Source organism: Delftia tsuruhatensis NBRC 16741, from assembly GCF_001571325.1.
GTDB classification, from domain to species: domain Bacteria; phylum Pseudomonadota; class Gammaproteobacteria; order Burkholderiales; family Burkholderiaceae_C; genus Comamonas; species Comamonas tsuruhatensis.
In genome coordinates, this window is the sequence record NZ_BCTO01000032.1 from 81,723 (window position 1) to 105,015 (window position 23,293).

16 protein-coding genes and 1 tRNA gene are annotated in these 23,293 nt (G+C 67.8%); 3 read left to right on the forward strand and 14 right to left on the reverse strand.

Annotated elements, in window-relative coordinates:
- Nucleotides 1-23: 23 nt before the first annotated feature.
- The 5 genes from DTS01S_RS30905 to DTS01S_RS31230 form a co-directional block, all read right to left on the reverse strand.
- Complete coding sequence (locus DTS01S_RS30905; RefSeq protein ID WP_162233967.1) at nt 24-161, reverse strand: hypothetical protein; 138 nt, start codon at nt 159-161, stop codon at nt 24-26.
- A gap of 170 nt (nt 162-331) precedes the next feature.
- Nucleotides 332-868, reverse strand: coding sequence for a cysteine hydrolase family protein (locus DTS01S_RS29690; RefSeq protein WP_074931756.1), 537 nt, complete (start codon nt 866-868; stop codon nt 332-334).
- 442 nt (nt 869-1,310) lie between these two features.
- Nucleotides 1,311-1,814 (reverse strand): GNAT family N-acetyltransferase, encoded by a 504-nt coding sequence (locus DTS01S_RS16480; protein ID WP_016447197.1) that lies wholly within the window; start codon nt 1,812-1,814, stop codon nt 1,311-1,313.
- A gap of 415 nt (nt 1,815-2,229) precedes the next feature.
- Nucleotides 2,230-2,303 (reverse strand) — tRNA-Gly (locus DTS01S_RS16485).
- A gap of 356 nt (nt 2,304-2,659) precedes the next feature.
- A complete protein-coding gene (locus DTS01S_RS31230) occupies nt 2,660-3,106 on the reverse strand; it encodes an adenine nucleotide alpha hydrolase family protein (RefSeq protein ID WP_017403883.1) in 447 nt (148 codons plus the stop codon).
- A gap of 208 nt (nt 3,107-3,314) precedes the next feature.
- Between DTS01S_RS31230 and DTS01S_RS16495 the strand changes: the two genes are divergently transcribed.
- Both DTS01S_RS16495 and DTS01S_RS16500 read left to right on the forward strand, forming a co-directional pair.
- Complete coding sequence (locus DTS01S_RS16495; RefSeq protein ID WP_139223835.1) at nt 3,315-4,172, forward strand: hypothetical protein; 858 nt, start codon at nt 3,315-3,317, stop codon at nt 4,170-4,172.
- Nucleotides 4,173-4,550: 378 nt separating this feature from the next.
- The gene (locus DTS01S_RS16500; protein ID WP_043790505.1) at nt 4,551-5,024 is read left to right on the forward strand and encodes a hypothetical protein; all 474 of its coding nucleotides are present in this window, start codon (nt 4,551-4,553) and stop codon (nt 5,022-5,024) included.
- 177 nt (nt 5,025-5,201) lie between these two features.
- On the opposite strand, the gene DTS01S_RS16505 is transcribed toward DTS01S_RS16500, so the two are convergent.
- Nucleotides 5,202-6,263, reverse strand: a complete 1,062-nt coding sequence (locus DTS01S_RS16505; RefSeq protein WP_016451626.1) for a helix-turn-helix domain-containing protein — start codon at nt 6,261-6,263, stop codon at nt 5,202-5,204.
- Between the two features lie 310 nt (nt 6,264-6,573).
- On the opposite strand from DTS01S_RS16505, the gene DTS01S_RS16510 reads away from it, so the two are divergent.
- Nucleotides 6,574-7,401 carry an isocitrate lyase/PEP mutase family protein gene (locus DTS01S_RS16510; protein ID WP_017403879.1) on the forward strand — a complete coding sequence of 276 codons (828 nt, stop codon included), beginning with the start codon at nt 6,574-6,576 and terminating at the stop codon, nt 7,399-7,401.
- Here the strand turns inward: DTS01S_RS16510 and DTS01S_RS16515 are convergent.
- The 8 genes from DTS01S_RS16515 to DTS01S_RS16550 all read right to left on the reverse strand — a co-directional run bounded on the left by DTS01S_RS16515 (nt 7,386) and on the right by DTS01S_RS16550 (nt 23,126).
- The gene (locus DTS01S_RS16515; protein ID WP_017403878.1) at nt 7,386-7,691 is read right to left on the reverse strand and encodes a hypothetical protein; all 306 of its coding nucleotides are present in this window, start codon (nt 7,689-7,691) and stop codon (nt 7,386-7,388) included. The two genes, DTS01S_RS16510 and DTS01S_RS16515, sit on opposite strands and share 16 nt — an antisense overlap.
- On the reverse strand, nt 7,688-9,358 hold the full coding sequence (locus DTS01S_RS16520) for an SWIM zinc finger family protein (protein WP_017403877.1): 1,671 nt from the start codon (nt 9,356-9,358) through the stop codon (nt 7,688-7,690). Before DTS01S_RS16520 ends, DTS01S_RS16515 begins: the two co-directional genes overlap by 4 nt.
- The gene (locus DTS01S_RS16525; protein ID WP_017403876.1) at nt 9,355-10,548 is read right to left on the reverse strand and encodes a VWA domain-containing protein; all 1,194 of its coding nucleotides are present in this window, start codon (nt 10,546-10,548) and stop codon (nt 9,355-9,357) included. Before DTS01S_RS16525 ends, DTS01S_RS16520 begins: the two co-directional genes overlap by 4 nt.
- A 47-nt stretch (nt 10,549-10,595) precedes the next feature.
- Nucleotides 10,596-13,058, reverse strand: a complete 2,463-nt coding sequence (locus DTS01S_RS16530; RefSeq protein ID WP_017403875.1) for a DUF5682 family protein — start codon at nt 13,056-13,058, stop codon at nt 10,596-10,598.
- Nucleotides 13,048-14,172 carry an ATP-binding protein gene (locus DTS01S_RS16535; protein WP_016451620.1) on the reverse strand — a complete coding sequence of 375 codons (1,125 nt, stop codon included), beginning with the start codon at nt 14,170-14,172 and terminating at the stop codon, nt 13,048-13,050. The genes DTS01S_RS16530 and DTS01S_RS16535 overlap by 11 nt, the downstream gene beginning before the upstream one ends.
- Nucleotides 14,172-17,099 carry a DUF4132 domain-containing protein gene (locus DTS01S_RS16540; RefSeq protein ID WP_061288124.1) on the reverse strand — a complete coding sequence of 976 codons (2,928 nt, stop codon included), beginning with the start codon at nt 17,097-17,099 and terminating at the stop codon, nt 14,172-14,174. The genes DTS01S_RS16535 and DTS01S_RS16540 overlap by 1 nt, the downstream gene beginning before the upstream one ends.
- A 23-nt stretch (nt 17,100-17,122) precedes the next feature.
- Nucleotides 17,123-20,107 carry a DUF4132 domain-containing protein gene (locus DTS01S_RS16545; RefSeq protein ID WP_061288126.1) on the reverse strand — a complete coding sequence of 995 codons (2,985 nt, stop codon included), beginning with the start codon at nt 20,105-20,107 and terminating at the stop codon, nt 17,123-17,125.
- A 76-nt stretch (nt 20,108-20,183) separates the two neighbouring features.
- Complete coding sequence (locus tag DTS01S_RS16550) at nt 20,184-23,126, reverse strand: DUF4132 domain-containing protein (RefSeq protein WP_061288128.1); 2,943 nt, start codon at nt 23,124-23,126, stop codon at nt 20,184-20,186.
- Between the last annotated feature and the right edge of the window lie 167 nt (nt 23,127-23,293).

The following is a 23,293-nucleotide window of genomic DNA, read 5'->3' on the forward strand; positions in this document are numbered from 1 at the left end:
GGGACCATGACAGTGGATCGCGCCTACCAGGGCGCAAACACCATCATCAGCGCCACGGCCACGACGGCTGCGGCGATGTACATGGTCCGCTTGGTGGCGAACCGGTTGCGGGACGACGACGTGGGCACTTGGCCAGGGGTGTTGGGAGGAGGTGTGTTCATGGCCTCAAGCATGGGTGCCGCCCAGGCACGCCCTTGTCGGACAAGCACAGGTCAGGGAATCAGCGCAAGGCAGGACTAGGCCGTCGGCATTGGCCCATGGCCCGGTGGTCTGAAAGACAAATGGCGCTGCAATCGCTAGCGTGTGCCTCAATATGGGCGGACTCCGCAGATCAGGTGTGAACCGGTGCCGAGAAATCCCAGGCGTTTGCGGACATGACCGCGCAAAACGCCCCTGCCAGCGTCGCGTTGTGGTGTTCCACAATCTTCTGCGCTGCAAGCTGGGGGGTGTCGGCACAAGTATGTCCATCCGCAATAAGGACGGCATCAAGGCCCAGATCGCGAGCGACCCGGCAATTGGTGTCCACGCAGTACTGAGTCTTCATGCCGGTGATGACCAGGCCGGTCACGTTGCGTGCTTGAAGCTGCTGCAACAGATCGGTGCCTGCAAAGGCGCTTGGGCGGTGTTTTTCGAACACAACCTCACTGCCGTCCAGTTGCAGTTCGGGTGCGAGTTGGGTCAGTGGGCTGCCTGGGCCAATGGGCGTTCCCACGGGACCGATGTGACGAGCCAGAAAAATTGGCGCTCCCGCGCGGCGGGCCTGTGCCATCAAGGTATTGATGGTGTCCAGCACCTCGGTGCAGCGCCACATGGGTTCAGGGCCTCGGACCAGGCCGACCTGAACATCGAGGACTAACAGAGCAAACATGAATGCAACTCCTTGCGTGGTGCCGGCGACGCAAGGGCAAAAAAAGGGCCCTGTCCATCGCTGGCGGGCCTGGGAAGTGGTTCAACTGAGACTCACGGCACTTCACACGGTCCGCAGGAAGCGGTCGTGGAGGTGGTAGTGGTGAGAGTGCAGTAAACCATGGAGTTCCATTGTAACGAGCGCCTTCGCCTGTCATCTCAGCACCTATGCGGCTTTTTTGCGTTTGTCGCGCCGCAGATCTCGCCCCTGTAGTTCCGGACGCTGTCCAGCTGTTTTCGGGGGAGACGTCAGGCAAGAACAAGCCCACTGTTAGGGCTTGTCTGCACCTCGGTGTGCTTTACCTTCTTCGACGTCTCGTCACTTCCCAGGATGACAAGGTGCTGCGTCCTTTGCGAGACCAGTTCATGGAGAACCCCCAGGCGCTGACGGATCCGGGCAGCGACTACGCCGACAAAAGCGCCCAGCGTTCGTGATCTCGCCAGCGACCACCGACCTTCATGAATGCGGGCGACAACCCCTCCAACTTGAAACCACAGGACTTCACCAGTGCTATGGCTGCCTTGTTCTCAGGCTGAATGTTGGCTTCCAGCCGATGCAGCTTCGAAGTCCTGAAGACCTGCTTCACGACATGCGCGAGGCCCTCCTTCATCAGGCCCTTCCCTTCGAAGCCCGAGAATGCAAAGAAGTCGATATGGGCAGAGCGGAACGGGTCCATCAGGATGTTCGTGATCTGCACGACCCCGGCAAAACCATCGCTGCGCCACTCCCAGATCACAAATGCCGCACCCGACGGCTCCTGCACGCGAGCCAGGTAGCCCTGGAACTCCTGTGCCGTGCTGGGCGGCGAAACCCATGGAGCGTGCAGTTTGCGGCTCTGTCCGACCGCGTCGATGAACTGCTGCTCCAGATCGGCGGTCAGCGTCGAAACGTAGATATCTGTGCCCATGACTTCCCTTCTCTGTGGAAAGAAAAGTGTAGCCAGCCCAGGAATCCGTCGGAAGCCTGGCAGCGCGCTTGCACCCTACAGCCTTGTCAAGTGCACCATAGCAACGACGAAGCCCGCTCGAGGCGGCAGCCTAAGAATTCGAGTTCAAGCTCGGCGCACCATCAAGAGGCGATGCGCAAGCGCTCGGGTCGAACGATATGGAAGAAATGGCGCGACTGCCAACGGCGCAGCGTTGTGGAGGCGAAGAAGAACTTGCTTTAAGCGGCCGGGCGAAATGGTGACCGTACGCATGTTCGACTGCCAGCTTGTGGAACTGCATGTCCACGTCGGCTTGCTCACTCGCTTTAGCCAGATTGGCCACTCTCAAGCCGCATTCTGTTTGTGCACCAGAACCGACGTCAGTAGGGAGTCTATCTGGAGCGGGCGATGGGAATCGAACCCACGTCTTGAGCTTGGGAAGCTCAGGTCCTGCCATTGAACGACGCCCGCCTTGGCCAAGCCATTGTCGAATCATGCATTTCTTCGCCAAGGGCTTGCATTTCTTGGAAATTTCACGGCGCGCTTGCCGCAGAACCTCAACTTGGCACCCAGCGAATCCATCTTCACTTACGAACTTGGCGTAGGTTCTGGCGTAGGTTTTTGCTCCCTACGCCGTTGGCAATAAAACCTACGCCATGACTCTGGAAGAGATTCTAGTGCTATTCGGTCCGCGTTCTTTCAAGCAGCTTGCTGCGTGGGCACGGGACTCACGGAGTGGTCGAGCATACGAACCTGGGCGGTCTTCGTCAGGGGCTTGCCAGGGGACGGTACGGTCGATGAGGTAGCCAGGAGGAAAGTCTTGGCCGTTATGGAGTTCGCGCGGCACCAGCATGCGCAACGTGATAGCCACGATCCTCCCAAGGCTCGCCCTTGAGCCACACGGTCGCGAACGCCAGGCGGTCGCGCGTGGTGGTCGTGTTCATGGGGTCGCGCAGGTCGCGGGCCGGCGTGCTGTTGAACCCGCCGTTGGCCTGGACCATGAAAGCAGAGGCGAGGTTTTGGCCGCCGCCGCTGGCCGTCGCGGGGCCCAAGGAGCCCTTGATGTATTTGGCGCCGTGGCTCCAGCGCTTGTTGCCGTCCTTGCCCTCGCCGTGTTCCGGACAGGCGAAGTCGTCATAGACAGCTTGATGCTCGTTGTCGGTGTCGCAGAAGACCGGGACCATGCTGCAGGATGGGCAGCGCTCCATGGCGAGCAGCAGCACGGCTGTGCTGTCCTTGCCGCCAGATACGGAAATGACGTGCTTTGTCGCCATGGATTGGGAATTCAGAACATCAAAAGCCCGAGTTGCCTGCACCGTTCGGGCTTCGGGGCGGGTTGCCGGCCTCTTGATGCAAGAGTTAGTGCGCAAATAGATTACCCAAATTGAATCCAAAACTTGACTTGAATTGGAATATCGCAGTCACATGATTGCCAGTTATAGTCAATCGTTTTTTTGCAGTTCAAACATCAATGGAGTCGTTATGAATCGTTTTGCCCGTAGTGCTGTGTTCTCTGCGCTCGTATCCTGCCTGGCTGCGCCGGCAATGGCGGCCCTGCCTGATTCAGGTATGTGGACGATTGACGGGGAGCTGAACGGCAAGCCAGGACGCGGCATTCAGATCGACAGGCAAAGCGGGCTGAACGTCATCGTCACCTATTACGGCTATAGGACGGACGGGTCGGCACTCTTCCTGCAAGCGGCAGGCCGGTTGAAGGACGAGAAGATCTTCGAGGGGGAGCTGGCCGAATACCAGGGCGGTCGCGTGCTGGGAGGTCCGGCGCAGAACGGCGAAGTTGCACAAGTCGTGGGCCCTGTTCGCATCGTCTTCGACACTGAGACATCGGCGTCCATCACGCTCCCCGGCGAAACCACTCAACTGATGAAGAGATTTCGCTTTGAAGACCACTTGAGCCGCCTTCACACAAAATCTTTCAGCTATTCCACCGCGGAGGAAATGGTCAGAAAGGTGACCCCTGGGACGATCCATATCTACGCAAAGGATGGCATCTTTCGGATGGAAGAAGAGTTGGTCAACGGCGGTTCATGCTTTTACGAAGGTGGACTCGAAGTCTCGGGGCAGTCTGTCAACTCCGCCGGGTCCGTGACCTGCAAGGACCCGTCTACTCGACCGAATGTCCATTCCTACAAGGTTGAGAACCTGCAAGTAGACGAGTATGGGGTCTTGACTGGGCGCTTCAACTGGTCCGGGTGGGACACGGCGGGAAATACGCTGAGCAATACGCGCACCGTGGTCGGCATCTGCAGCTCCAATCTGGAGCCGCTTGACGCAAAGGCCTGTCTTGAAAATGGTCACAGCTTCTATACGAAGCCGAATTGATCCGATTCCTTGATCCCAGGCCCACAGTACCGTGCTGAAAGAAAAAAGCCCCTGGCGCGTGCGCGCCCAAGGGCTTGAGGTGCCGCCTAGACTTGGCGCGCACCTGCCTGCTTGGTGTATCGGCAGTCCGTTGCCTAACTTTTGGCTGTTTCGATCAGGAATTGCTCCCTGTCCTTGCCGTCGATCCAGTTCGAGGTCTGCCTCGGTACTTCGGGGTGCCCACGCTGCCCAGGGGGACGACATCGGCAGCCGGCAGGGCGTCGCCGCGGCGGTGGTCTTCGGGCTGGCTACGGGCGTGGGCGCGGCGATTTGTGCGACAAATCCGAGCCAAGCGGGCTACAGTCGCAAGCAACGTTCCATCCAACCTCGGCAGACAGCATGCAGGACACCGTCTCTTGCGAGAGCACCAACGCAGAAATCCGGCTGAGCGGCTTGCGCGTGCAAAGCATGCGCCTCTGCGATTCCTACGTACGCATGCACATGAATCTCGAAGCCTGTGGCTCGCCCGACGCACTGGGCGTCATGCACCACTTCTTCAACTGCTACTGGCTCAACGACCTGGAGCTGCCCTATCTCACCGATCTGCTGGATTTGCGCAATCCGCAGGTGTGCCCCGTCAGCCTGCGGGAGGACGGCTGGGCGCAGATGGAGCCGGACCGACGCCAGGTACGAATCTGCAGCACCTATGGTGATTCACCCTGCGCGTTGATCGCCTGGGAAGAGTTCAGCGCGGCCATGCAGCTCAAGCACCGCTTTCTTTGCCTGATGCGGCAGTACGAGGGTCAGGGCATCCCTCGCTACAGCATCGCTGAAGGCTTCAGGGTTCGACTGCGTGCACCTGCTCGTGCATAGGCCGGGTGTCCACCCTGGAGACTAGGGACACGGAAATCTTTCCTCCTGATGCAAGCATGAAAAGGCTTTCAGAGGCCAGGGAGACCAGGTGCAGTTGCACACAGAGCATCCTGCATGCAGAAGCCCCTGACGTTTTCGACTGAGCGTCAGCCTGGGGCAAGACCATCCATCCGGCACTCAGGCCATGAGCCCCAGCAGCCAGTCCGCATACTCCACGGTGGCGGGAGTGGTCCCGGAAGGAGGCTTGATGCATGCCGCGCGTGTGGAATTCGCCATGGCGCGTATGTCGCTGGGTGTGTGGCCGAATTTGGCCCGGAATGCGCGGCTGAAGTGGGCCTCACTGGCAAAGCCCAGGCGCGCGGCCACCTCGGCGACACGCAGGCGTCGGTAGGCAGGGTTTGACAGGGCATGGAAGGCCTCTTGCAACCGTCGCTGCTGCACATAGCGCATCACACCCCCCAAAGGTTCGAAAAGGTGATAGAGCCGGTGACGTGAGATGCCGAAGCACCGGCAAAGCAGCTCGGGCGAGAGGGGAGCGGCCAGGTTTCGTGCGATATGGCGCTTGATACGGTCCAGCATTGCTGCCTGCAATTCAGTCCGAGCCTCGGCCACCGTCCGTAGACTGGGGCGCAGGCAGGCTGCCAGCATCTGGGTAGTGGCATGCACTATGTCGTCAGCCTGCTCCAGGCCGATGGAAGGCAGGCGTCGCTGCAGAGCGCAAAGATGATCTGCCAATAGCCCGGCGAAGATGCTGCTGCCGGTCAACACGGTTCCGTGCAAGCCTGAACTCGATGCACCCATTGCCTGGTCGCCAAGGCTGCGGGGCACGATCAACGAGAGCACATGGGAGTCGTCCGCAACGGTATGCTGGCAGCGAGCCATGTCGAAGAAGACCACATCACCTGCTTGCACCGTCAGCTCGTGACCATCGTCACAGCGCCCTGTGAAGCCGCCTCCCCGGTACCACTGCACCAGATAGTGGTCCAGCCCGTCATGGGCCGCGCGTGCATGTCCGCGCGAGAAGCGCTGTGCACCGAAGCGCAGGTCTCCCAAAAGCAATTGACCCAAGTGGACTGCATCTACCGAGGCGTGGAAGCCACCGCGCACCGTACCGCGTTCCAGCGGGGTCACATCGAACAGTACAGAGATGCCGCTGCGCCAAGCGTCGAACCTGTCCGCCTCCAGGCACTGCTCGGTGGTGAAGGTGGTGCTCGGCAGGGCTGAGGTCGGAGTCTGCATGTCGAATGATCTGGGCAAAAGAATGCCGTGGTGAAGCCGTCCCTCCGATAGCAGCCAAGGCGTTGCGACACACTCGCCCAGGACGGCTTTCATTTGAGAGCCGCGGCATCGTAACGCAATGTGTGCTGGGGCGAATCAAACTGACGAACGGTAGCCCGTCAAGATGCAACCCAGGCAGTGATGCAGGAAGATGCGCAGAAGTTGGTGCCTCGGCAGGTCCAGCAGCCATTCAGCCTGTGGCGGTGGATAGCGTTCACAGGCCTTGGAGAATCGATGCTTGAGTTTCTCAAGAGTCAAAACGGAGTGTTCCATGACCCCTACCACCGAACAAAAACGTGCCAGCTTCCGGGCCCTGCACCGCCAGGGCTGCTTTGTACTGCCCAATCCATGGGACGCCGGCAGCGCCCGCATGCTGCAGGGCCTGGGCTTCAAGGCGCTGGCCAGCACCAGCTCGGGCCATGCATGGTCGCTGGGCCGGCCCGATGGCGCCATCTCGCGCGACATGACCCTGGCGCATCTGCGCACCCTGGTCGCGGCCACCGACCTGCCCGTGAACGCGGACTTTGAAAGCGGCTTCGGCCTGGGTCCGCAGGAGGTGGCAAAGAGCGTTCGCATGGCCTTGGACACCGGCGTGGCAGGGCTGTCCATCGAGGATTCGACAGGCGATGCGGCCAACCCCTTGCGCAGCATCGAGGACGCCGTGGCCCGGCTGCGCGCCGCCCGCGCTGCCATCGACGAGGCAGGCGGCAGCACCTTGCTGGTCGGGCGTGCGGAGAATTTCTTCGTGGGCCGGCCCGATCTCGACGACACCATTGCCCGGCTCAAGGCCTATGCCGAGGCCGGCGCGGACTGCCTGTACGCACCCGGCATCCGCAGCGCCGAGCAGATCCGTGCCGTGGTGGCGGCCGTGGCACCCAAGCCGGTGAATCTGCTGATCGGAGGGGCCAGCGAATGGAGCCTGCAGGATGCCGAGGCCATGGGCGTGCGCCGCATCAGCGTGGGCGGCGCACTGGCGCGCGCAGCCTGGGGCGGCTTTCTGCATGCGGCGCGCTCCATTGCCGAGACGGGGCGCTTCGACGCGTTCGCCCAGGCCACGCCGGGCGCCGAGCTCAATGGCTTTTTTCAGGGCAAGGACTGATCCGCACCGGCCTGCAGCCGCTGCGCGGTCATGACCCAGACCGCGATATCGAGCAGGGCGGCCGCGCGCTCCACCGGCGCGAGCTGCGGGTCCAGCACGCCGTCCATCTGCCGTGCCAGGGCGGACCAGCCCAGCAGTGCGGCCTGATCGGCCCAGGCCCGGCCTGCGGCCAGCAGCGGTGCGCCGGCACCCACCAGGCCTGCGGCCTGCATATCGGCCAGCCAGACCTGGCCCTGTGCCAGCCAATGGCGCAGCGGCGCCTCGGCGTTTTCGTTCGGTGCCGTGCTCATGGCTGTTTCTCCCTGCTGCCCTGCGCTGGCGGCGGCTTCCAGGCCGTGCTGGGATGGTGCCAGTCCGTACTGTCCCGCCAGCGCACCGATGCCACGGCCATCTGCAATCGCCCGGCCACGAATTCCACGCGGCCAAAGACCTCCTGCAGCACCCGGCCGCACGCCAGCTCCCGGCGCAGGGCCTCGCCCGCCCTGCCCTGCATGCCGTGCAGATCACCAGCAAGGCATATGACGGGGCCGGAGGTTGGCAGCTGCGGTTGCAGCTCCATCGTCCAGCGCTGCAGCAGCAGGTCAGTCTGCGGCAGGCCGCTGCCGCTCACCTGCCATCGCGCCCAAAGGGGCGGCTGCTGGCGCCAGGGGTCTGCATGCAGCTCCTGCAGATGGCGGCGCAGCAGGACCTGGGGGTCGTCGGCCTCCGGCAAGGGGCCGGCCGCCTGGGCCGCCACCAGCCGGGTGGCATCCCGCGCCGAAAGGCGGCCGTCGTCGCTGACCCAGCCGTCCACCAGCACATGAGGACCTTGCAGCAGCTGCCTTGCCGTGAGGCCGCCCAGGGTTTCCGATTCCAGCGCCTGGGCAGGCTCCCATTGCGGATCAAAGCCCTCAGCGCGCGATGCCGACCAGGTCAGGAACCGGCCGCTGGCCGCATCCTGCAAGTGCACCGAAAAACCGCGCTGCCCTCCGCGCGCCAGCCACAGCTCGGCCGCCACGGCATGCAGGCACAGGCCTTGCACGCGCCGGTAGCTGCGCCTATGCACGCCAGCCAGCTCCTGCAGGGGCCGCGGCAGGGGTTGCTGGGCCAGGCCGCGCAGCAGCATCCACAGCGCGGCCAGCAGGGGCGCCACGCGCTCGGCCGCGCCGGCACGGCCCGCGCGCTCGTCGCGCAAGGCGCGCACCAGCAGGTTGAGCACGCTGGCGGGGCGCGGCAGGTCGGCCTGGCGCAGTTCGGTGGACAGTGCCTCGCCCTGGTCGAGGAAGGCCGGGCTCATGCCGGCACGGCCCTGCAGCACCCAGCCGGTCAGCCAGAGCCTCACCTGCGCCAGACGCTGCAGTGCGCCGGCTTCCAGCGCATGCGCAGGCAGCTCGGGCATGGATGCGCCCGCTGCGCGCCGGGCCTGCAATGCCACCAGGGCGCGGTGCGCGCAGGTGGCGGCCTTGCAGCTGCAACTGGCCGCCGCCAGGCCGCCAGCACGCGGCAGGCGCACGGTCACTTCGTCGGGATTGGAGAGTTCACCGACCAGCGCGGCCGGCGTCTCTTCCAGCACGGCCTCGAAACCCTGTGCCATCCAGCGCAGGGCCTTGCGCTGGGCAGCGCTGCCGAAGGCCCGCGCCACGGCCTCGGCATCGCCCTCCAGCCATGGCGCGATAGGGGCCTGTGCTGCCTCATCGGCCGCCCCTCCGCTGGCCAGGCGCGCGCGCAGGCCCAGCAGCAAGGCGCACAGATGGTGGCAGGGTCCATAGGCAGGGCAGCTGCATTGCAGCGTGGCAAAGCCCGCGCCGGCCAGGGTCTGGACATGGCCTTCGATATCGGCCCGGGCATGGCTGGCATCCAGCTCCCAGGCCGCCGCATCCAATGTCGCCAGGGCCTTTGCGCCTCGCTTGAGCAGGCCCTTGTTGGCCCAGTCGGCAATGGCGTCATCGTCCAGGGTGCGCAGCCATTCCTGCATCATGAGTAACGCCCTCCCTGCATGGCACAGGCCAGCCAGTCCACCAGATGGTCGGGCGTCATGGCGCCGACCTGCGCACCGCGTTCCACCAGTTGCGCAGCCAGGTCCCGGTCGTAGTCGGGATGGGCGCGGCGATCCAGGGCGGCCAGCACCAGCACGCGCGCACCGCTGGCGATCAGCCGCTCGGTCTCGGCGATGACGCGGGCCTCGTCATGGCCTTCGTAGAGATCGGTGATCAGCACGATCACGCTGCGGCGCGGCGCGGCCAGTTGCCCGGCCGCATGCGCCAGGGCGGCACCGATATTCGTGCCTCCGCCCAGTTGCGCGCCCAGCAGCAGTTCTTCGGGCGCATGCAACTGGCTGGTGACGTCGGCCACCTCGTCGGCGAACAGCAGCACATGGGTGCGCAGGGCGCGCACGCGCGCGAAGATGCTGCCCATCACGGCGCTGTGGATGACGGATTCGTACATTGAGCCGCTCTGGTCCACCAGCAGCCACAGGTCCCAGGTCAGGCGCTGCGCCTCGTTCTCCCTGAAGAACAGGCGCTCCAGCACCAGCACCTGCTCCTCGCTCTGGTAGTGGCGCAGGTTGTGGCGCAGGGTGCGCGGCCAGTCCAGGTCGGCCATCTGCCCCTGGCCCCAGCTACTGCGGCGCCTGCGCCGCCGCCCGAAGGCCGAGCGCACGCGCGAGGAAAGCCGTGCCTGCAGATCCGCCACCACGCGTGCCACCAGCCGCCGGGCCTCGTCCAGCACCTGCACGGGCAGGCTGGCGCGCACGGCCATCAGCGCGGCCACCAATTCAATGCTGGGCGTGGCCTGGGCCAGTACCTGGGGGTCGCCGAGCAGGCCGTGCAGCCCGTAGCGCGACAGCGCATCACGCTGCAGCGTTTCCACGGCGCTGTGCGGAAACAGGTCGCGCACCTCGCCCAGCCAGTGCACGGCCTGGGGCTCGGGCACGCCGCTGCCGCCCTGGCGCGCGGACAGCCCGCCCGTGCCCTGCCAGGCGTCGGTGCCTGCACCGTCGGGCTGCTCGCGCAGGCGGTGCTCGCGCTGGTAGAGATAGTCCAGTGCCGCGTCGCGGCGCGCATCGGCGCCATCGAGCGGCTGCGCCGCAGCCAGGGGCTGGGCCGCCTCGGGCCCGAGGATGAGGCGCCAGCGCCGCAGGGTGGCGGCATCGATTGCCTGTTCCTGCATTGGCGGCTCGTGCATTGGCGATTCGTGCATTGGCGGATCTTCCCGGCTCATGACAGTCCCCAGGGATGCAGCAGCCGGCCCACCTGGGCCGCCAAGGCGCGGCTGTGCGCCAGGGCCTCGTCCGATGGCAGGTGCACGCAGGCCAGCGTGGTTGCGCCGGGTGGCGTGGCCGCGCCCGACAAACCGGCCAGCCGCCCGGCCAGTTGCCGCAGTTCGGCACGGGTCAGCTGGGCAAAGGCCAGCCGCAAGGCCGGCAGGCCGGCCAGGAAGGCGTCTTGCGGCCAGTGCGCAATGCCGTCGCTGAGCAGGCGCAGCAGCGGCGGATGACTGAGCAGCCAGCCCTTGGCCACGCGCACAAAGCCCTGCAGGTACTCGCCCATGGCGGCAGCATCGACCTGCGCCAGGCCCAGCATGGCGCGCAGGGCGGCATCGGTCTGCGCAATCTGCCAGCGGCCGGCCATGCTCAGGATGCCGGCCGTGGCGCCGCGCACGCGCGCGGGCGTGCTGTCGGCGCCTGCCTCATGCAAGGCGGCACAGGCATCGTGGAACAGGCCGGCGTCGGCCCAGGGCACGGCGCGGCAGACCATGCCGTGCAGATCGGCCAGGGCATCCAGGGCCTGTGCCTGCTGGGATGCATCGCCCTCGCCCAGCCAGGGCAGGCGCAGGCAGGCCTGGGCAAAGCAGCGCCGCAGCAGCGGCAGCAGGCGCGCCAGGCCCACGCCGCCCAGCGCATGGCGGGCCTCGTAGGCCAGGGCCAGGCAGCCGGTGGCGCGGGCCAGGGCCAGGGCGTCGTGGCTGCGCTCCATCCAGGCCTGCACGGTGTCCAGCACCTGCTGGGCAATGCCGTCCAGGCCCATGACCAGCACTTCCAGCACGCGCTGCGCCGGCTCGGTGTCGGCGGTCTGCGACAGCCGCTCCAGCACGCGGTGGACAGCGGCCTCTTGCAGGCTGGAGCCGTGGCGCATGGCCTCGGTGAGTGCCACCGTGGTCTCGACCTGCCAGCCCAGCGTCCAGACCTCGCGCACGCGCGCCAGGCCGGTGCCCGCCACAAAGTCCGGTCCCGCCAGGCATTGCGCATAGGGCACGCCCAGGTAGCGCAGCCGGTGCAGTCCCTGCGACAGGCGGCGGTGGCGGGCGCTGCGGTAGATGTCCAGCTCCTTGCGCACGGGTGCGGCAGGCCGCACGGGCAGGCGGTGGCGCAGGCAGAAGGCCTGTACATCGACCAGCAGCGGGGCGGCCGGCGCGTTGGGTGGCAGCTGGCCGTAGTCGTCGGCGTCCAGCAGCCATTGACCAGTCTGCTGCCCGGCCTGCGGCTCCATAGGCTGCGGACGCAGGGCCTGGGCATGCTCCTTGAACACGGCGCTGTCCAGCGCTTCCAGCAGCTCGGCCCGGCCGCCGTGGCAGGCGCGCAGTGCAGCCAGGCCATGGGCCAGGCGCACGGCCTCTGCCGCGTCGGGCAGGCTGGCGGGCAGGCCCCGGGCACGCAGGCCGTTCACGGTGCGTGCCGCCATCTCGGGCCAGGCCTGGGCATCGGGTTGCGAGGCGCCCTGCTCCAGCGCCTGCCAAACGCCCTGGTAGTAGCCGGGCATGGGCATGCCGGCCGCGTAGCCGCTGGCACGCTCCAGCCGCTGCAGCGTGTAGGGGATGAGATGCACGCCCACATCGATGGGCTGACCGGCCGCAGCCGGACGCTCGGGCGCCGACAGGCCAGCGGTGATGCCAGCCACGATGCCCGCCACATGAAAGCCGCCGCAGACCACCAGGCAGCGCCCGCCTTCGGCCAGGGCCTCGCGGACCTGGGCGGCCATGTGGGCCTCGCGGGCCCTGTCTTCGGCATCAGGGCCCGCGCCGCCCGCTGCCTCGTCCCGCTCGCGCAGCAGCTGGCTGAAGGCCAGCACGCCGGCAAAGTACGCCTGGGGCGAGGCGTCCTCATTGCCCGATTCGTAATGCCGGTCCCACCATTCGTCGAAGTCTCGGCAGCCGCCGGCCTGGATGAGGCCGGCCAGCACGTCGGGCGCGCGCCGCGAGGGTTCGTCGGCCAGCAGGGGTTCGGGCGCGCAGGCGAAGTAGTCCAGCTGCGCGGCCTGGGCCAGCCGCGCCGCATAGGGCAGGTCGATGAAGCGCACATGGCTGCGCAGCCGCACCGCCTCGCGCAGGGCCACCCATTCAGGAGAGAAGGCCGCAAAGGGCACATAGCAGCGGCAGCGCCAGTCGTCCTCCAAAGCGCCATTCGCGCCATTCGAGCCATTCGTTTCATGTGCGCCATCGCCGCCTGCCACGGTCGCATGCAGGTAGGCCGCCAGCGGCGGACGCGCCTGGGCGTGCTGCAGCGCAGGCAGCAGGGCATCGAGCTCGCCCGGGCCTTCGATCAGCACGTGGCTGGGCTTGAACTCGCGCATCAGCGCGCGCAGGTGGTGGGCGCAGCGCGGGCTGTGGTGGCGCACGGGCACCAGGCGCAGCTGCGGCAGCGGCGCCAGCCAGGCGATGGCCTCTGCGGCCTCAGTGCTCACGGCCGCCTGCGACAAAGTCCTGCCAAGCCGGCTGCCCTGCACGCTGGCGTGCCACCACGCGCAGGTATTCGGCGAAGCGGCGACGGTCCTCGTCGTCGTCCTTGATCACCGTGCCCAGCAGGTGGCGCGCCAGGTGGGCCGGACCCACGCGCTCCTGCCCGAAGTACCAGCACTGGCAGGCGGCGTTGAAGGCCACGTCGATGGCCTCGGCCGTGGACAGCACGGTGCCCGGCCGCTCCACGGCCGTGCCCTCCACGCTGCCGCTGCGCAGCTCCTGGAAGGCCGTGGCCAGCAGGGCCAGCACATCGGGCGCGACGGTGGTGCCGATGCGCTGCTGCGCCAGTGCGCGGCCCACCTCCTGCCCTATCAATGCGGCCTGCGCGGCCACGCCTTCGAGCGGGCGCATGGTCTCGAAGTTGAAGCGGCGCTTGAGCGCGGCCGACATCTCGTTGACGCCGCGATCGCGCAGGTTGGCCGTGGCAATCACATTGAAGCCCGGCCGTGCCAGCAGCCAGGGCTGCTCGTGCTTGAGTTCGGGAATCTGCAGCAGCCGGTCGGAGAGCACGGGCACCATGCAGTCCTGCACTTCGGTGGAGCAGCGCGTGATCTCCTCGAAGCGCAGCAGCCGCCCTTCGCCCATGGCGCGGTGCAGCGGGCCGGGCACCAGGGCCTCGGGGCCGGGGCCGTCACGCAGCAGCAGGGCGTAGTTCCAGCCATAGCGGATCTGCTCCTCCACCACGCCGGCACCGCCCTGCACGGTGAGCTTGCTGTCGCCGCTGATGGCGGCGGCCAGCAGCTCGGACAGCAGGGACTTGGCCGTGCCCGGCTCGCCCACCAGCATCAGGCCGCGCTGGCCGGCCAGGGTGACGATGGCGCGTTCGACCAGGGCATCGTTGCCGTGGATCTTGCGCGCGATGGCCGGCCCGCCGCCGTCAGGTTCCGCACCGCCCAGGATGAAGCGCCGAACGGAGCGCGGGCTCAGGCGCCAGCCGTCGGGGCGCGGGCCCTGGTCGGCGGCCTGCAGGGCCGCAAGTTCCTGGGCGTGGGCCATCTCGGCCGGCAGCCGCTGGGCGGCAGGTTCCGGGGTGGGCGCTGCAATGCGTTTGGTGGCCATCAGTCGCTCTCTTTGGTGCTGGCCGATTTGGCGGCGATGGCCGCGAACTGCGCCATCAGCGTGGCCTGCAGCGCGCGCGGCCACTGCTGCGGCTGAAGCCGGGGCCAGCGGCCATCCTCGCCGCGGTGGCTGCTGTCATAGACCACGGCGTGGGCGATGTCCACGCGGTGGTCCAGTTCCATGAACGGCATGTAGCGCCCGTGGTGAAGCTCGATGTACAGCTGCGGGCCCGCCAGGTCCAGCCTGTGCTCGTAGATGCCGGGGCCGTCTTCCACGGGGCCAGGGCGGTAGTTCCACTTGGCCAACAGGCCGGACAGCGCGCCCTGGCGTATCTGCAGCGGGCCGGCAGGGTGCAGGGCATGGTTCTTCCACTGGCTGGCGTCGGGCAGTTGCGCACCCGCGCCCAGTTGGTCGATCAGCGGCTGCAGCTCGTAGTCGGCCAGGCAGGTGCGCCAGGCCTCAACCTCGCCCGCTGCGGCATCGACCGGATGCCAGAGCAACACCTGCGCATCGTCGGGCAGCTCCACGGCATCGTCTGCGGCATCGAGCAGGGAAAAGTCCTCGGCAATGCGAAAGCTGGCGCCCTGCTCCAGCCGCCAGATCAGGGTGCGGCCCATGATGCGCAGCAGGGGATGCTGCAGGAACAGGCGGCGCCAGCGCGGGACGGACCAGCGCTGTCCCGTCATGAAGGCGGTACCCATGCGCGGCGCCTGCTGCCTGGCGATGGCCTTGACGCCAGCGGCAACGGTCTTGAATTCGGCCTGTGCCGCATTCCACTGAAGGCGCAGCGATTCGTCCTTGAGCGCAGGCAGGGTCTTGGAGGCCTTGCCCTTGTCGCCCACCACGCGCAGGCTCAGGTCGCCCTGCAGCTGCAGGCGGTAGCGCTGCGGGCCCACCTCCAGCACCAGGCCTTCGCCGCCCAGGCCGAAATCGGGCGTCAGCTCGTCATACAGCTCGATCAGGCTCAGGCCGCGCCGCTGGGCGGCTGCCTCCAGCGCGTCATGCGCTGCCGCAATCACCAGGTCCTTGAGCTTGCGCGAGGTGGACAGGGTCTGGACCTGGGACAGCGCGTACAGCGTGTCCAGCGCACCGAGCTGCTCCACGGCGATGATGGCGCGCAGCTTCTTGCTCCAGCCCCAGGCCTTCACGGCGGCCACCAGGGTCTGCACCAGGCGGTCGTCGACATGGCCGTTGGCCAGTCGCAGCGCCCAGCGCGCCTTGGGCTCGCCCTCCAGGGCCACCCAGGCATTGACCAGGTGCAGGGACAGCTGGGCGCGGCTTTCGGCCGGCACATGGGCCAGCAACTGCTCCACCAGCGGCGGCAGCTCTTCCTCGGCCGTGGCCACCAGATGCAGCACGGTGCGGGCCGCATGCTCGGACAGCGGCGCGAACAGGGCCAGGGTCTCTGGCTGGTCATAGGCCTTGATGCTGCTGGAAAAGCGCTTGAAGCGCGCCACGCGGGCCTCCAGTGCGTCAAGCGGCACCCGGCCCCCCTCCCCCTGCGCCACGGTCAAAGTACCCGGCACTGGCACACCCAGGGCCAGCAGCCGGCCCTCGACCATGCTTTCGGAGCCCAGGTCCAGGCCCGTGCGCAGCAGCGCCTGCAGCAGCGGTGCGACCCCGGGATCGGGGTGGACCAGCAGGATGTCGCGGCAGGCCAGCTGCATCGCCTTCTCGCGCCGCTGCAGCCAGGCGTTGGACTCGAAGACAGCGCCTACGGCCTGCGCATCCAGTCCCTGCATGAAGCGCGCCACCGCTTCGCGCAGCGCCCGCGAGCTGCTGGCAGCCAGCAGTTCGCCCAGCAGGGGCAGCCGGGCATGCAGCATGGCCGGGTCCAGCTGCGCCAGCAGCGGGGCCAGGCGCACGGTGGGAATCTCGCGCAGATAGTCGGGCTGCTCGGCCAGCATCTGGTTGAGCAGGCCGATGAAGGGCTCGATCCGCGATTTCTGCAATATGCAGCGCAGCAGATGGGGCAAAAGCTCCGGGTAGCGTGCCTTCCAGATCTGCTGGGCGACCACCGCATCGAAGTGGTACTTGGGCTGCCATCCTTCGATCCAGGCGACAAAGGGTGCGGAATCCTCCCGCACCAGGCGGTCGAAAATGGGGATGAAGTAGTCGGCCGGCTCATGGTCCGCCCTGCCCAGCAGCAGGTTGACCAGTTCCAGGCGCCGCTGGGCATCGGCGCCGAGGTCCCAGCGCAGCGCGATCAGGCCCGGGTCTTCGTTGATGGGCTTGTCGTCGAACCAGTCGGGATGGCGGCGGTAGAAGTCGTACCAGGGCGCGCAGCGCTGCGGGTGCGGAACGTCGCTGTGCCGCGTCAGGTAGACATCGCGGATGTCGGCATAGAGCGCGCCACCGCGCTCGGCCAGCTCCATCAGGTCCTGGTCGTCCAGGCTGCCCAGCAGCAGCTTCCAGTCGGCTCTGTCATACCCGCCACCGGACTGGACGTTCAGCTCTGCGGCCCAGTCCAGCAGCTGCATCACCCGTTCACGGCTGATGCCCGGGTACCAGAGCCAGCCGAACATGTCCAGGATGCGGATTTCACGGTAGTCGTTGTCGCCGTCCGGCGCAGGTGGACGGGCCAGGCTGGCGCGCGCCATCTGCTCGAACTCGGCCGCAAGCTCGGGGCTATGGCGTGGAATGTCGCCGTCCAGGCTGCCGTCGATCCTGCACCCGAAGGGGATGGTCTGCCGCGCGAAGGCCAGCCACAGGTCATGGTCATGGGTCCAGGGCAGATCGAAGTTGCCCAGGGCGCGGATGGGGTTGGAATAGTCGTCGAAGGCCTTGCGCGTGAAGGCGCCCACTTCGTCATGCCGGCCCGCGCGCATGCGGCTGGCCAGCACCTGGACCAGTTCGGCGGTTGGCAGCGAGGCGCTCAGTTCCTCGAGCGTGGCCTGGTCGGTGTGTTCTAGGGTCGAAGAGTTCATGGATTCAGGGGTTCTGGAGGGAGTCAAACCTGGGCTGCAGCCGCGCCCGCAGCACGCGAGGCCAGGGCCTGGAGCATGGCGCACAGCGATGCCTGCAGCGGCAGCGGCCATTCGGCCGGGGGCAGCAGGCGGTCGGCGGCCATGTCGCGCAGGGCAAAGCCTTCGATGTCGATCTCATGGCCGGGCTCGTAGTACGGCATGGCCGCGCTGTGCAGCAGTTCCACGCGCCAGTGCTGCACGGCAAAGTCCCGCAGGTGCAGGTAGATGCCGGGGCCATCGCACACGGGGCCGGCATGAAAGCGCCATGGCCCTGCCAGGCCGTCCAGCGCCTGCTGCGTGAGCCGTATCGGTGCCAGGGGCTGCAGCAGTTCCTGCTGCCACTGGCTGGACAGCGGCAGGTCGGCGGGCGCATCGACCTGCTCGACCAGGGCCTTGAGGCCGTAGTCGGCCAGGCATTCGCGCCACTGCGCACGCTCCTGCTCGGTGGCCTGCGCGGGGTGCCACAGGGCGATGCGGCCCTCGGCCGGCAGTTGCACCGCGTCGCTCTCGGCATCGACCAGGGACAGGTCCTCGGCAATGCGCAGGCTGAACGGCTGGCCGGCCGCGGGCTCCACCCGCCAGACCAGGCCCTGGGCCACCACGCGCAGCAGCGGGTGTTCCAGGAAGAGGCGGCGCCAGGTGGCCAGCGGCCAGTGCCGGCCCAGCATCAGGCAGGACTGCAGGCGCGGCGCCTGCTGCTGCAGCACGGCCTTGATGCCCTTGGACAGCGTCTTGAGCCGCGCGGCGGCCGCCTCCCACTCCGTGCGCAGGCCCTCGTCGGCCAGGGCCGGCAGGCTGCGCACCAGCTTGCCGGCCGGCGTGCGCAGGCGCAGCGACAGGTCGCCCTGCAGCAGCACGTCATAGGTCTGCGCGCCCACCTGCAATTGCACGCCCCGGCCCAGGTCGAAGTCCGGGGTCAGCTCGTCGCCGAGGTCGGCCAGCGCCATGCCGCGCCGCGTGGCGGCCTCGGCCAGCACGGCCTGTGCAGCGGCCAGCACGCTGGGCTTGAGCGTCTTGCCGGTGGCCAGGGCCTGCACGCAGGACAGGGCATAGACCGTGTCGAGCCGGCCCAGCTGCTGCAGCGCGACCACGGCGCGCTCCTTGCGCGTCTTGTGCCAGGCCAGGGCGGCCGAGGACAGCACATCGACGATGCGGTCGTCCGCCGCGCCGGGCAGCAGCTTGAGCACCCAGCGTGATTCGGGCGCGCCATCGGCAGCCACCCAGTGCTGGACCAGGGCCAGGGCCAGCCGCGCGCGATTCTCGGCGCTGGCCTGGGCCAGCAGTTGGCGGGCCAGCGCAGGCAGCTCCTGCGGGCTGGTGGCCGCCAGGTGCAGCAGCGCACGCGCGGCCTGGGCGGACAGGGGCGCGAGCAGGTCCAGCAGCGCCGGCTGGTCCAGCGCGGCAATGGCGGGCGACAGGCGCTGCAGGCTGACGGCCTGGGCTTCAAGATCTGCCAGGGAGCCGGCACCATCGCTGCCTGCCGGCGCGGCCTCGCCGGCAGGTGGCCTGGCTGCGTCCGCAACCGGGGCTGCGGCACCCAGATCCTTCAGGCGCGCCTGCACCGGGCCTTGCTCGGCCACGTCCAGCAATCCACCGGACAGCAGTGCCGACAGCAGGCTGCCAGACGCCGGATCAGGATGGGCCACCAGCACATCGCGGTAGGCCAGCACCAGGTTCTTGTTGGGCTTGGCCAGCCAGCCGGCGGCCTGGGGCGCATCCACGGGCAAGGCAGACAGGGCCTGTGCCAGCGCCGCACGCAAGCCCTTGGAGGCACTGCTGGAGGCGGCCTTGCCCAGTTGCGGCAGCAGCCGCTGCAGCGTGTCCACGCGCAGCACGGGCAGCAGGTGCGTGAGCGGGCCGGCGGCCAGCCGGGCCAGGTCGCCAGGGCGATCGGCCAGCAGGGTCTCGGCCACCGGGGCGTAGCCGGCGCGGTCGGATTCGTGCTTGCAGCCGTCTGCGCAGGCCGGCAATAGCAGCGGCAGCAGGGCCGGCCACCGGGCGTCCCACAGCCGCTGCGCCACGACGGGATTGATCGCCAGGTGGCCCAGTTGCTTGAACCAGGCGGCCAGGGGCGCAGCGTCGGTCTGCAGCATGCGCTCCACCAGGGCACGGTCATGCGGCCAGTCATCGTCCGAGGCAAAGCACAGGGCCTTGAACAGGTCCTGGGCCAGCAGGTCGCGGCGCGCGGCATCGGCCGTCTCCCAGCGCGATGCGATCAGCACGGGCTCGGGCAGGCGCAGTTGGTCAAGCACGGCGGGGAATTGCGCAAAAAAATCCCGCCACAGCGCCCAGCGCTGCGCTGCAGGCCGCGTGCGCTGCAGCGGCAGCTGGCGTTGGACGATGTCGCGGCTGAGCTGGCCGCCGCCGTCCTCGATGGCCATGGCCAGCAGTTCGGGCTCGGGCAGCTGGTGCAGCAGGTGCTGCCACTGGCAGTAGTACTGCGCGCCGGGCGCAATGCCGGCCTTTGCGCTCAGTTCCCGCGCCCAGCGCAGCAGGGCGGTGATCTCGGCACTGGACATGCCTTCATGGCCCAGCACGCCGAACACCTGCCTGAGCACGAGGTCGTAGCCATCGCGCAGTCTCCAGGGCTGGTGGGTGCGGCTGCCCCAGTCATCCAGCCAGGCGCGGGCCAGTGCCGTCAGCTCTGCGGTCAGCTCGGCACTGCGCCGGGGCACGCCCGGGTTGCCTCCATAGAACTGTCCCAGCGGAAGGCTGATGCGCGCCAGCGCCAGCCACAGCGCGTGGTCGCGCTGCCAGGGCGCATGCTCGACGGGCAACTGGTGCAGCCGCTCCTGGCACAGGCTGCTGCTGTCGCGCAGGAAGTCCGCCACCTCGGCATCACGCCCCTGGGCCAGGCGCTTTGCCAGTTCGGCGGCAAAGGCCGGCATGCCCTCGCGCCCGGCCGGCGCGGCCGTGTGCAGTTCGTACAAAGCCTGCAGGGGAAGCGCTGCTGTCTCGTTGTTGCTCATGGTCTGTGGAGTCTTCGGTGATGGGCGATCGGCCGGCCAACGTTTCAAGGGAGCAAAGGTTCACAAAGACAAGGGCTCAGGCAGCCGCCTTGGCCGCCAGGGCCAGCCACTGGCCTTGCAGCGTGGCCAGCAGCGGCTTGGGCAGCCGCGCCGGGTCGGCGCTGGCCCCGTAACCCTTGCTCAGGTCGTGCACGCGCAGGCCTTCCACGGCCACGGGCAGGCCCAGGTCCAGGTAGGGCGGGAAATAGCCGTGCGACAGCTCCAGGCTCAGCTCCAGCGCGGGCAGGCGCCACACATGCTCGTTGATGCTGGGGCCATCGCCCACGGGGCCGGGCCGGTAGCCGAACTTCTTGAGCATGGCGCCGAGCTGCTCCTGCGCCAGCGTGATCGGCGCGGGCGGCAGCAGCATGCCGTTCTTGAACTGGCCGGGCGCTGGCTGCTCGGCGCAGGCGCCCAGCTGGTCGACCAGGGGCTCCAGCTCATAGTCGGCCATGTAGGCCTGCCAGGCCTCGCGCTCGCCGGGCTGGGCCGTGGCCGGGTGCCAGAGGCTGATGCTGCAGCCAGCGGGCAGGGTCACGGTTTCATCCTCCACATCGACCAGCGAGAAATCCTCGGCCAGGCGGAAGCTGGTGCGCGCCAGGCCCGGCGCATCCTCTGCGCGCCAGATCAGGCTGCGCCCCACGATGCGCAGCAGCGGGTGGGCCACGAACAGCCGCTGCCAGCGATCCAGCGGCCAGCGCTTGCCGCTGACCAGGGCCGCCAGCATGCGCGGCGCCTGTTGCTTGACCACGGTCTTGAGGCTGGTGGACAGGGTCTTGAGCTGCGCGGTAGCGGCCTCCCATTCGGGCTTGAGCGCCTCGTCCTTGACCGCAGGAATGGTCTTGCTGGCCTTGTTCCTGTCGTTGATGACGCGCAGGCTCAGATCGCCCTGCAGCTCCACGCGGTAGCTGTGCGGCCCGACCGTGACCGTCAGGCCCTGGCCCAGGCCGAAGTCGGGGGTCAGCTCGTCGAAGAGCTCGGGCACGCTCATCTTGCGGCGGGCAGCGGCAGCGCGCAGGGCGCTGCGCGCCGTGCGCTGCACCTGGTCCTTGAGCGAGCGCGATTCGGAGATCTCCTGCACGCGCAGCAGAGCGTAGAGGCTGTCCACCTCGCCCAGATGCTCGACAGCGGCGGCCGCGCGCTGCAGGCGCGGGCGGTTCCAGGCCTGGACGGCGGCCACCAGCGCATCGACCACGCGGTCATCGGCATGGCCGGGCAGCAGCCTGAGCGCCCAGCGCTGCTTGGGCTCGCCCTCGCAAGCAATCCATTGCTGCACCAGGGCCAGCGCCAGGCGGGCACGGTTGTCGGCCGGAATGCGCGCCAGCAGCTCGCCGGCCAGCGGCGGCAGGCCGCCTTCGGCAATGGCGGATACGTGCAGCAGCACGCGGGCCGCGTGCTCGGACAGCGGCGCGCACAGCGCCAGCAGCTCGGGCGTGTCGAAGGGCTTGATGGCCGCGCTCAGGCGCTTGATGGAGGCGATCTGGGCTTCCAAGTCCACGCCGCCAGCGGCAGACGCTGGCGATGCGGCATCCGCCTGGCTTTCTTCCGATGCCGAGGCGCCCTGCCCGGTCAGGCCCAATTGGTTCAGCCGCTGCTGCACGCTGCTGGCCGAGGCCGCATCCAGCTTGCCGCCGGCCAGCAACTGCGCCAGCAAGGGACCGACGGCGGGGTCGGGGTGGGCCAGCAGCACGTCGCGGCAGGTCAGCAGCAGGTTCTTGGGCGGCTTGTTCAGCCAGCCGGCATCCACCAAGCTGGCCAGCGGAATATGGGCGGCCAGGCCGGCCATGGCGGCGCGCAGGCCCTTGGCGCTGCTGCCTGCGATGAGCGGGGTCAGGGTGGGCAGCGTGGCCTTCAGGCTGGCGGTGTCGAACGCGGGCAGCACATTGACCAGGTCCTTGACAGGCACCTCGGCCAGATCGGCCGGGCGGCGGGTCACCAGTTCGCGGATCGCGCTGCGGTAGCGGCGCAGCTCGTCCTCGCGGTCGCAGTGCTGGGCAATGGCCGGCAGCAGCAGGGGCAGCAAGGCGGCATCGTCCTGCTTCATGACATGCATGGCCAGCGCCAGGCTGATCCGATAGCCGCCGTTCTCACGCAGCTGCCTGGCAAAGGGCGCGGGATCCTCGGCCACCAGGCGGTCCAGCAGCTGCAGCGCACGGGTACGCTCCCCGCCCTGGGCATGGCCCAATTGGCCCATCAGGGTGCCCGCCAGTTCCTCACGCCGTGGGGCATCTGCGCTGGCCCAGCGCTGCTCTATCAGGTCCGGATCGCCTATGTAGGTCTGGTCATACAGCTCGGGATGCGCGGCAAAGAAGCCCATCCAGGACTTCCAGCCCTGCCCCTTGGGCTGCTTGGGTTGGCGCTCTTCGCGGTAGTGCACTATCACGTCGGCGAACAGCTTGCCGCCCACGGCGGCGTAGCGCTGCAGGTCGGCATCGTTCAGCTGGGCGATCAGCCGCTTCCAGGGCGCGTGGTACTCGGTGTCGGGCTTGTACTCACCTTCCTTGCGCAGCGCCAGCGTCCAGTCCAGCGTGGCCGTCACTTCCTCGTAGGGCATGCCTGGATAGCAGAGCCAGGGCACCAGGTTGCCCAGCACCATGCCTATGCCTTTGAAGACCGGCAGATCCGCGCTGCGGGCATGGGCCAGCCATTGCTCGGCCATCACGCGCACTTCGGCGGCCACCTTGGCATTGGTCAGCTTCTCGCTGAGCCCTGCCGGCGCATGGCCGCGCGGCACCGTGAGCCGTGCCAGGGCCAGCCAGCGCTCACCGTCATGTGTCCAGGGCGATTCGCTGCTGTTCAGGCGCCCCAGCATGTAAAGGCAGCGCTCCTCGCAATCACGCAGGAAAACCTGCACCTCATCGGCCCGCCCGTCATGAAGCCGGGCATCAAGTTCGGCGGCAAAGGCCTCTTCGCTGAGGCCTTCGTCCAGCCGGTCATAGAGATCGCTCAGGGAAGCTGCGTGAAGATCGGTAGTGCTCATAAAGATGAGGAGATGAACAATGTGGGCAGCCGCAAACCGGGGCCTGCCGGGATGGAGACGGGGGTGGAGCCTGCACGGGATGGACGCAAAGGTTCTTGATCCATTCGGACAGTTCCTCGGAAAACTCACAGATTCATGCCCTGCGTATGTCGTCAGCTTCGGAAAAA

Coding starts and splice junctions, on each gene's coding strand:
- DTS01S_RS16510 (WP_017403879.1), top strand. CDS start 6,574: ATGACCCCTACCACCGAACAAAAACGTGCCAGCTTCCGGGCCCTGCAC.
- DTS01S_RS16545 (WP_061288126.1), bottom strand. CDS start 20,107: ATGAGCAACAACGAGACAGCAGCGCTTCCCCTGCAGGCTTTGTACGAA.
- DTS01S_RS16535 (WP_016451620.1), bottom strand. CDS start 14,172: ATGGCCACCAAACGCATTGCAGCGCCCACCCCGGAACCTGCCGCCCAG.
- DTS01S_RS16515 (WP_017403878.1), bottom strand. CDS start 7,691: ATGAGCACGGCACCGAACGAAAACGCCGAGGCGCCGCTGCGCCATTGG.
- DTS01S_RS29690 (WP_074931756.1), bottom strand. CDS start 868: ATGTTTGCTCTGTTAGTCCTCGATGTTCAGGTCGGCCTGGTCCGAGGC.
- DTS01S_RS16480 (WP_016447197.1), bottom strand. CDS start 1,814: ATGGGCACAGATATCTACGTTTCGACGCTGACCGCCGATCTGGAGCAG.
- DTS01S_RS16550 (WP_061288128.1), bottom strand. CDS start 23,126: ATGAGCACTACCGATCTTCACGCAGCTTCCCTGAGCGATCTCTATGAC.
- DTS01S_RS16505 (WP_016451626.1), bottom strand. CDS start 6,263: ATGCAGACTCCGACCTCAGCCCTGCCGAGCACCACCTTCACCACCGAG.
- DTS01S_RS16520 (WP_017403877.1), bottom strand. CDS start 9,358: ATGATGCAGGAATGGCTGCGCACCCTGGACGATGACGCCATTGCCGAC.
- DTS01S_RS16540 (WP_061288124.1), bottom strand. CDS start 17,099: ATGAACTCTTCGACCCTAGAACACACCGACCAGGCCACGCTCGAGGAA.
- DTS01S_RS30905 (WP_162233967.1), bottom strand. CDS start 161: ATGAACACACCTCCTCCCAACACCCCTGGCCAAGTGCCCACGTCGTCG.
- DTS01S_RS16500 (WP_043790505.1), top strand. CDS start 4,551: ATGCAGGACACCGTCTCTTGCGAGAGCACCAACGCAGAAATCCGGCTG.
- DTS01S_RS16495 (WP_139223835.1), top strand. CDS start 3,315: ATGAATCGTTTTGCCCGTAGTGCTGTGTTCTCTGCGCTCGTATCCTGC.
- DTS01S_RS31230 (WP_017403883.1), bottom strand. CDS start 3,106: ATGGCGACAAAGCACGTCATTTCCGTATCTGGCGGCAAGGACAGCACA.
- DTS01S_RS16525 (WP_017403876.1), bottom strand. CDS start 10,548: ATGCAGGAACAGGCAATCGATGCCGCCACCCTGCGGCGCTGGCGCCTC.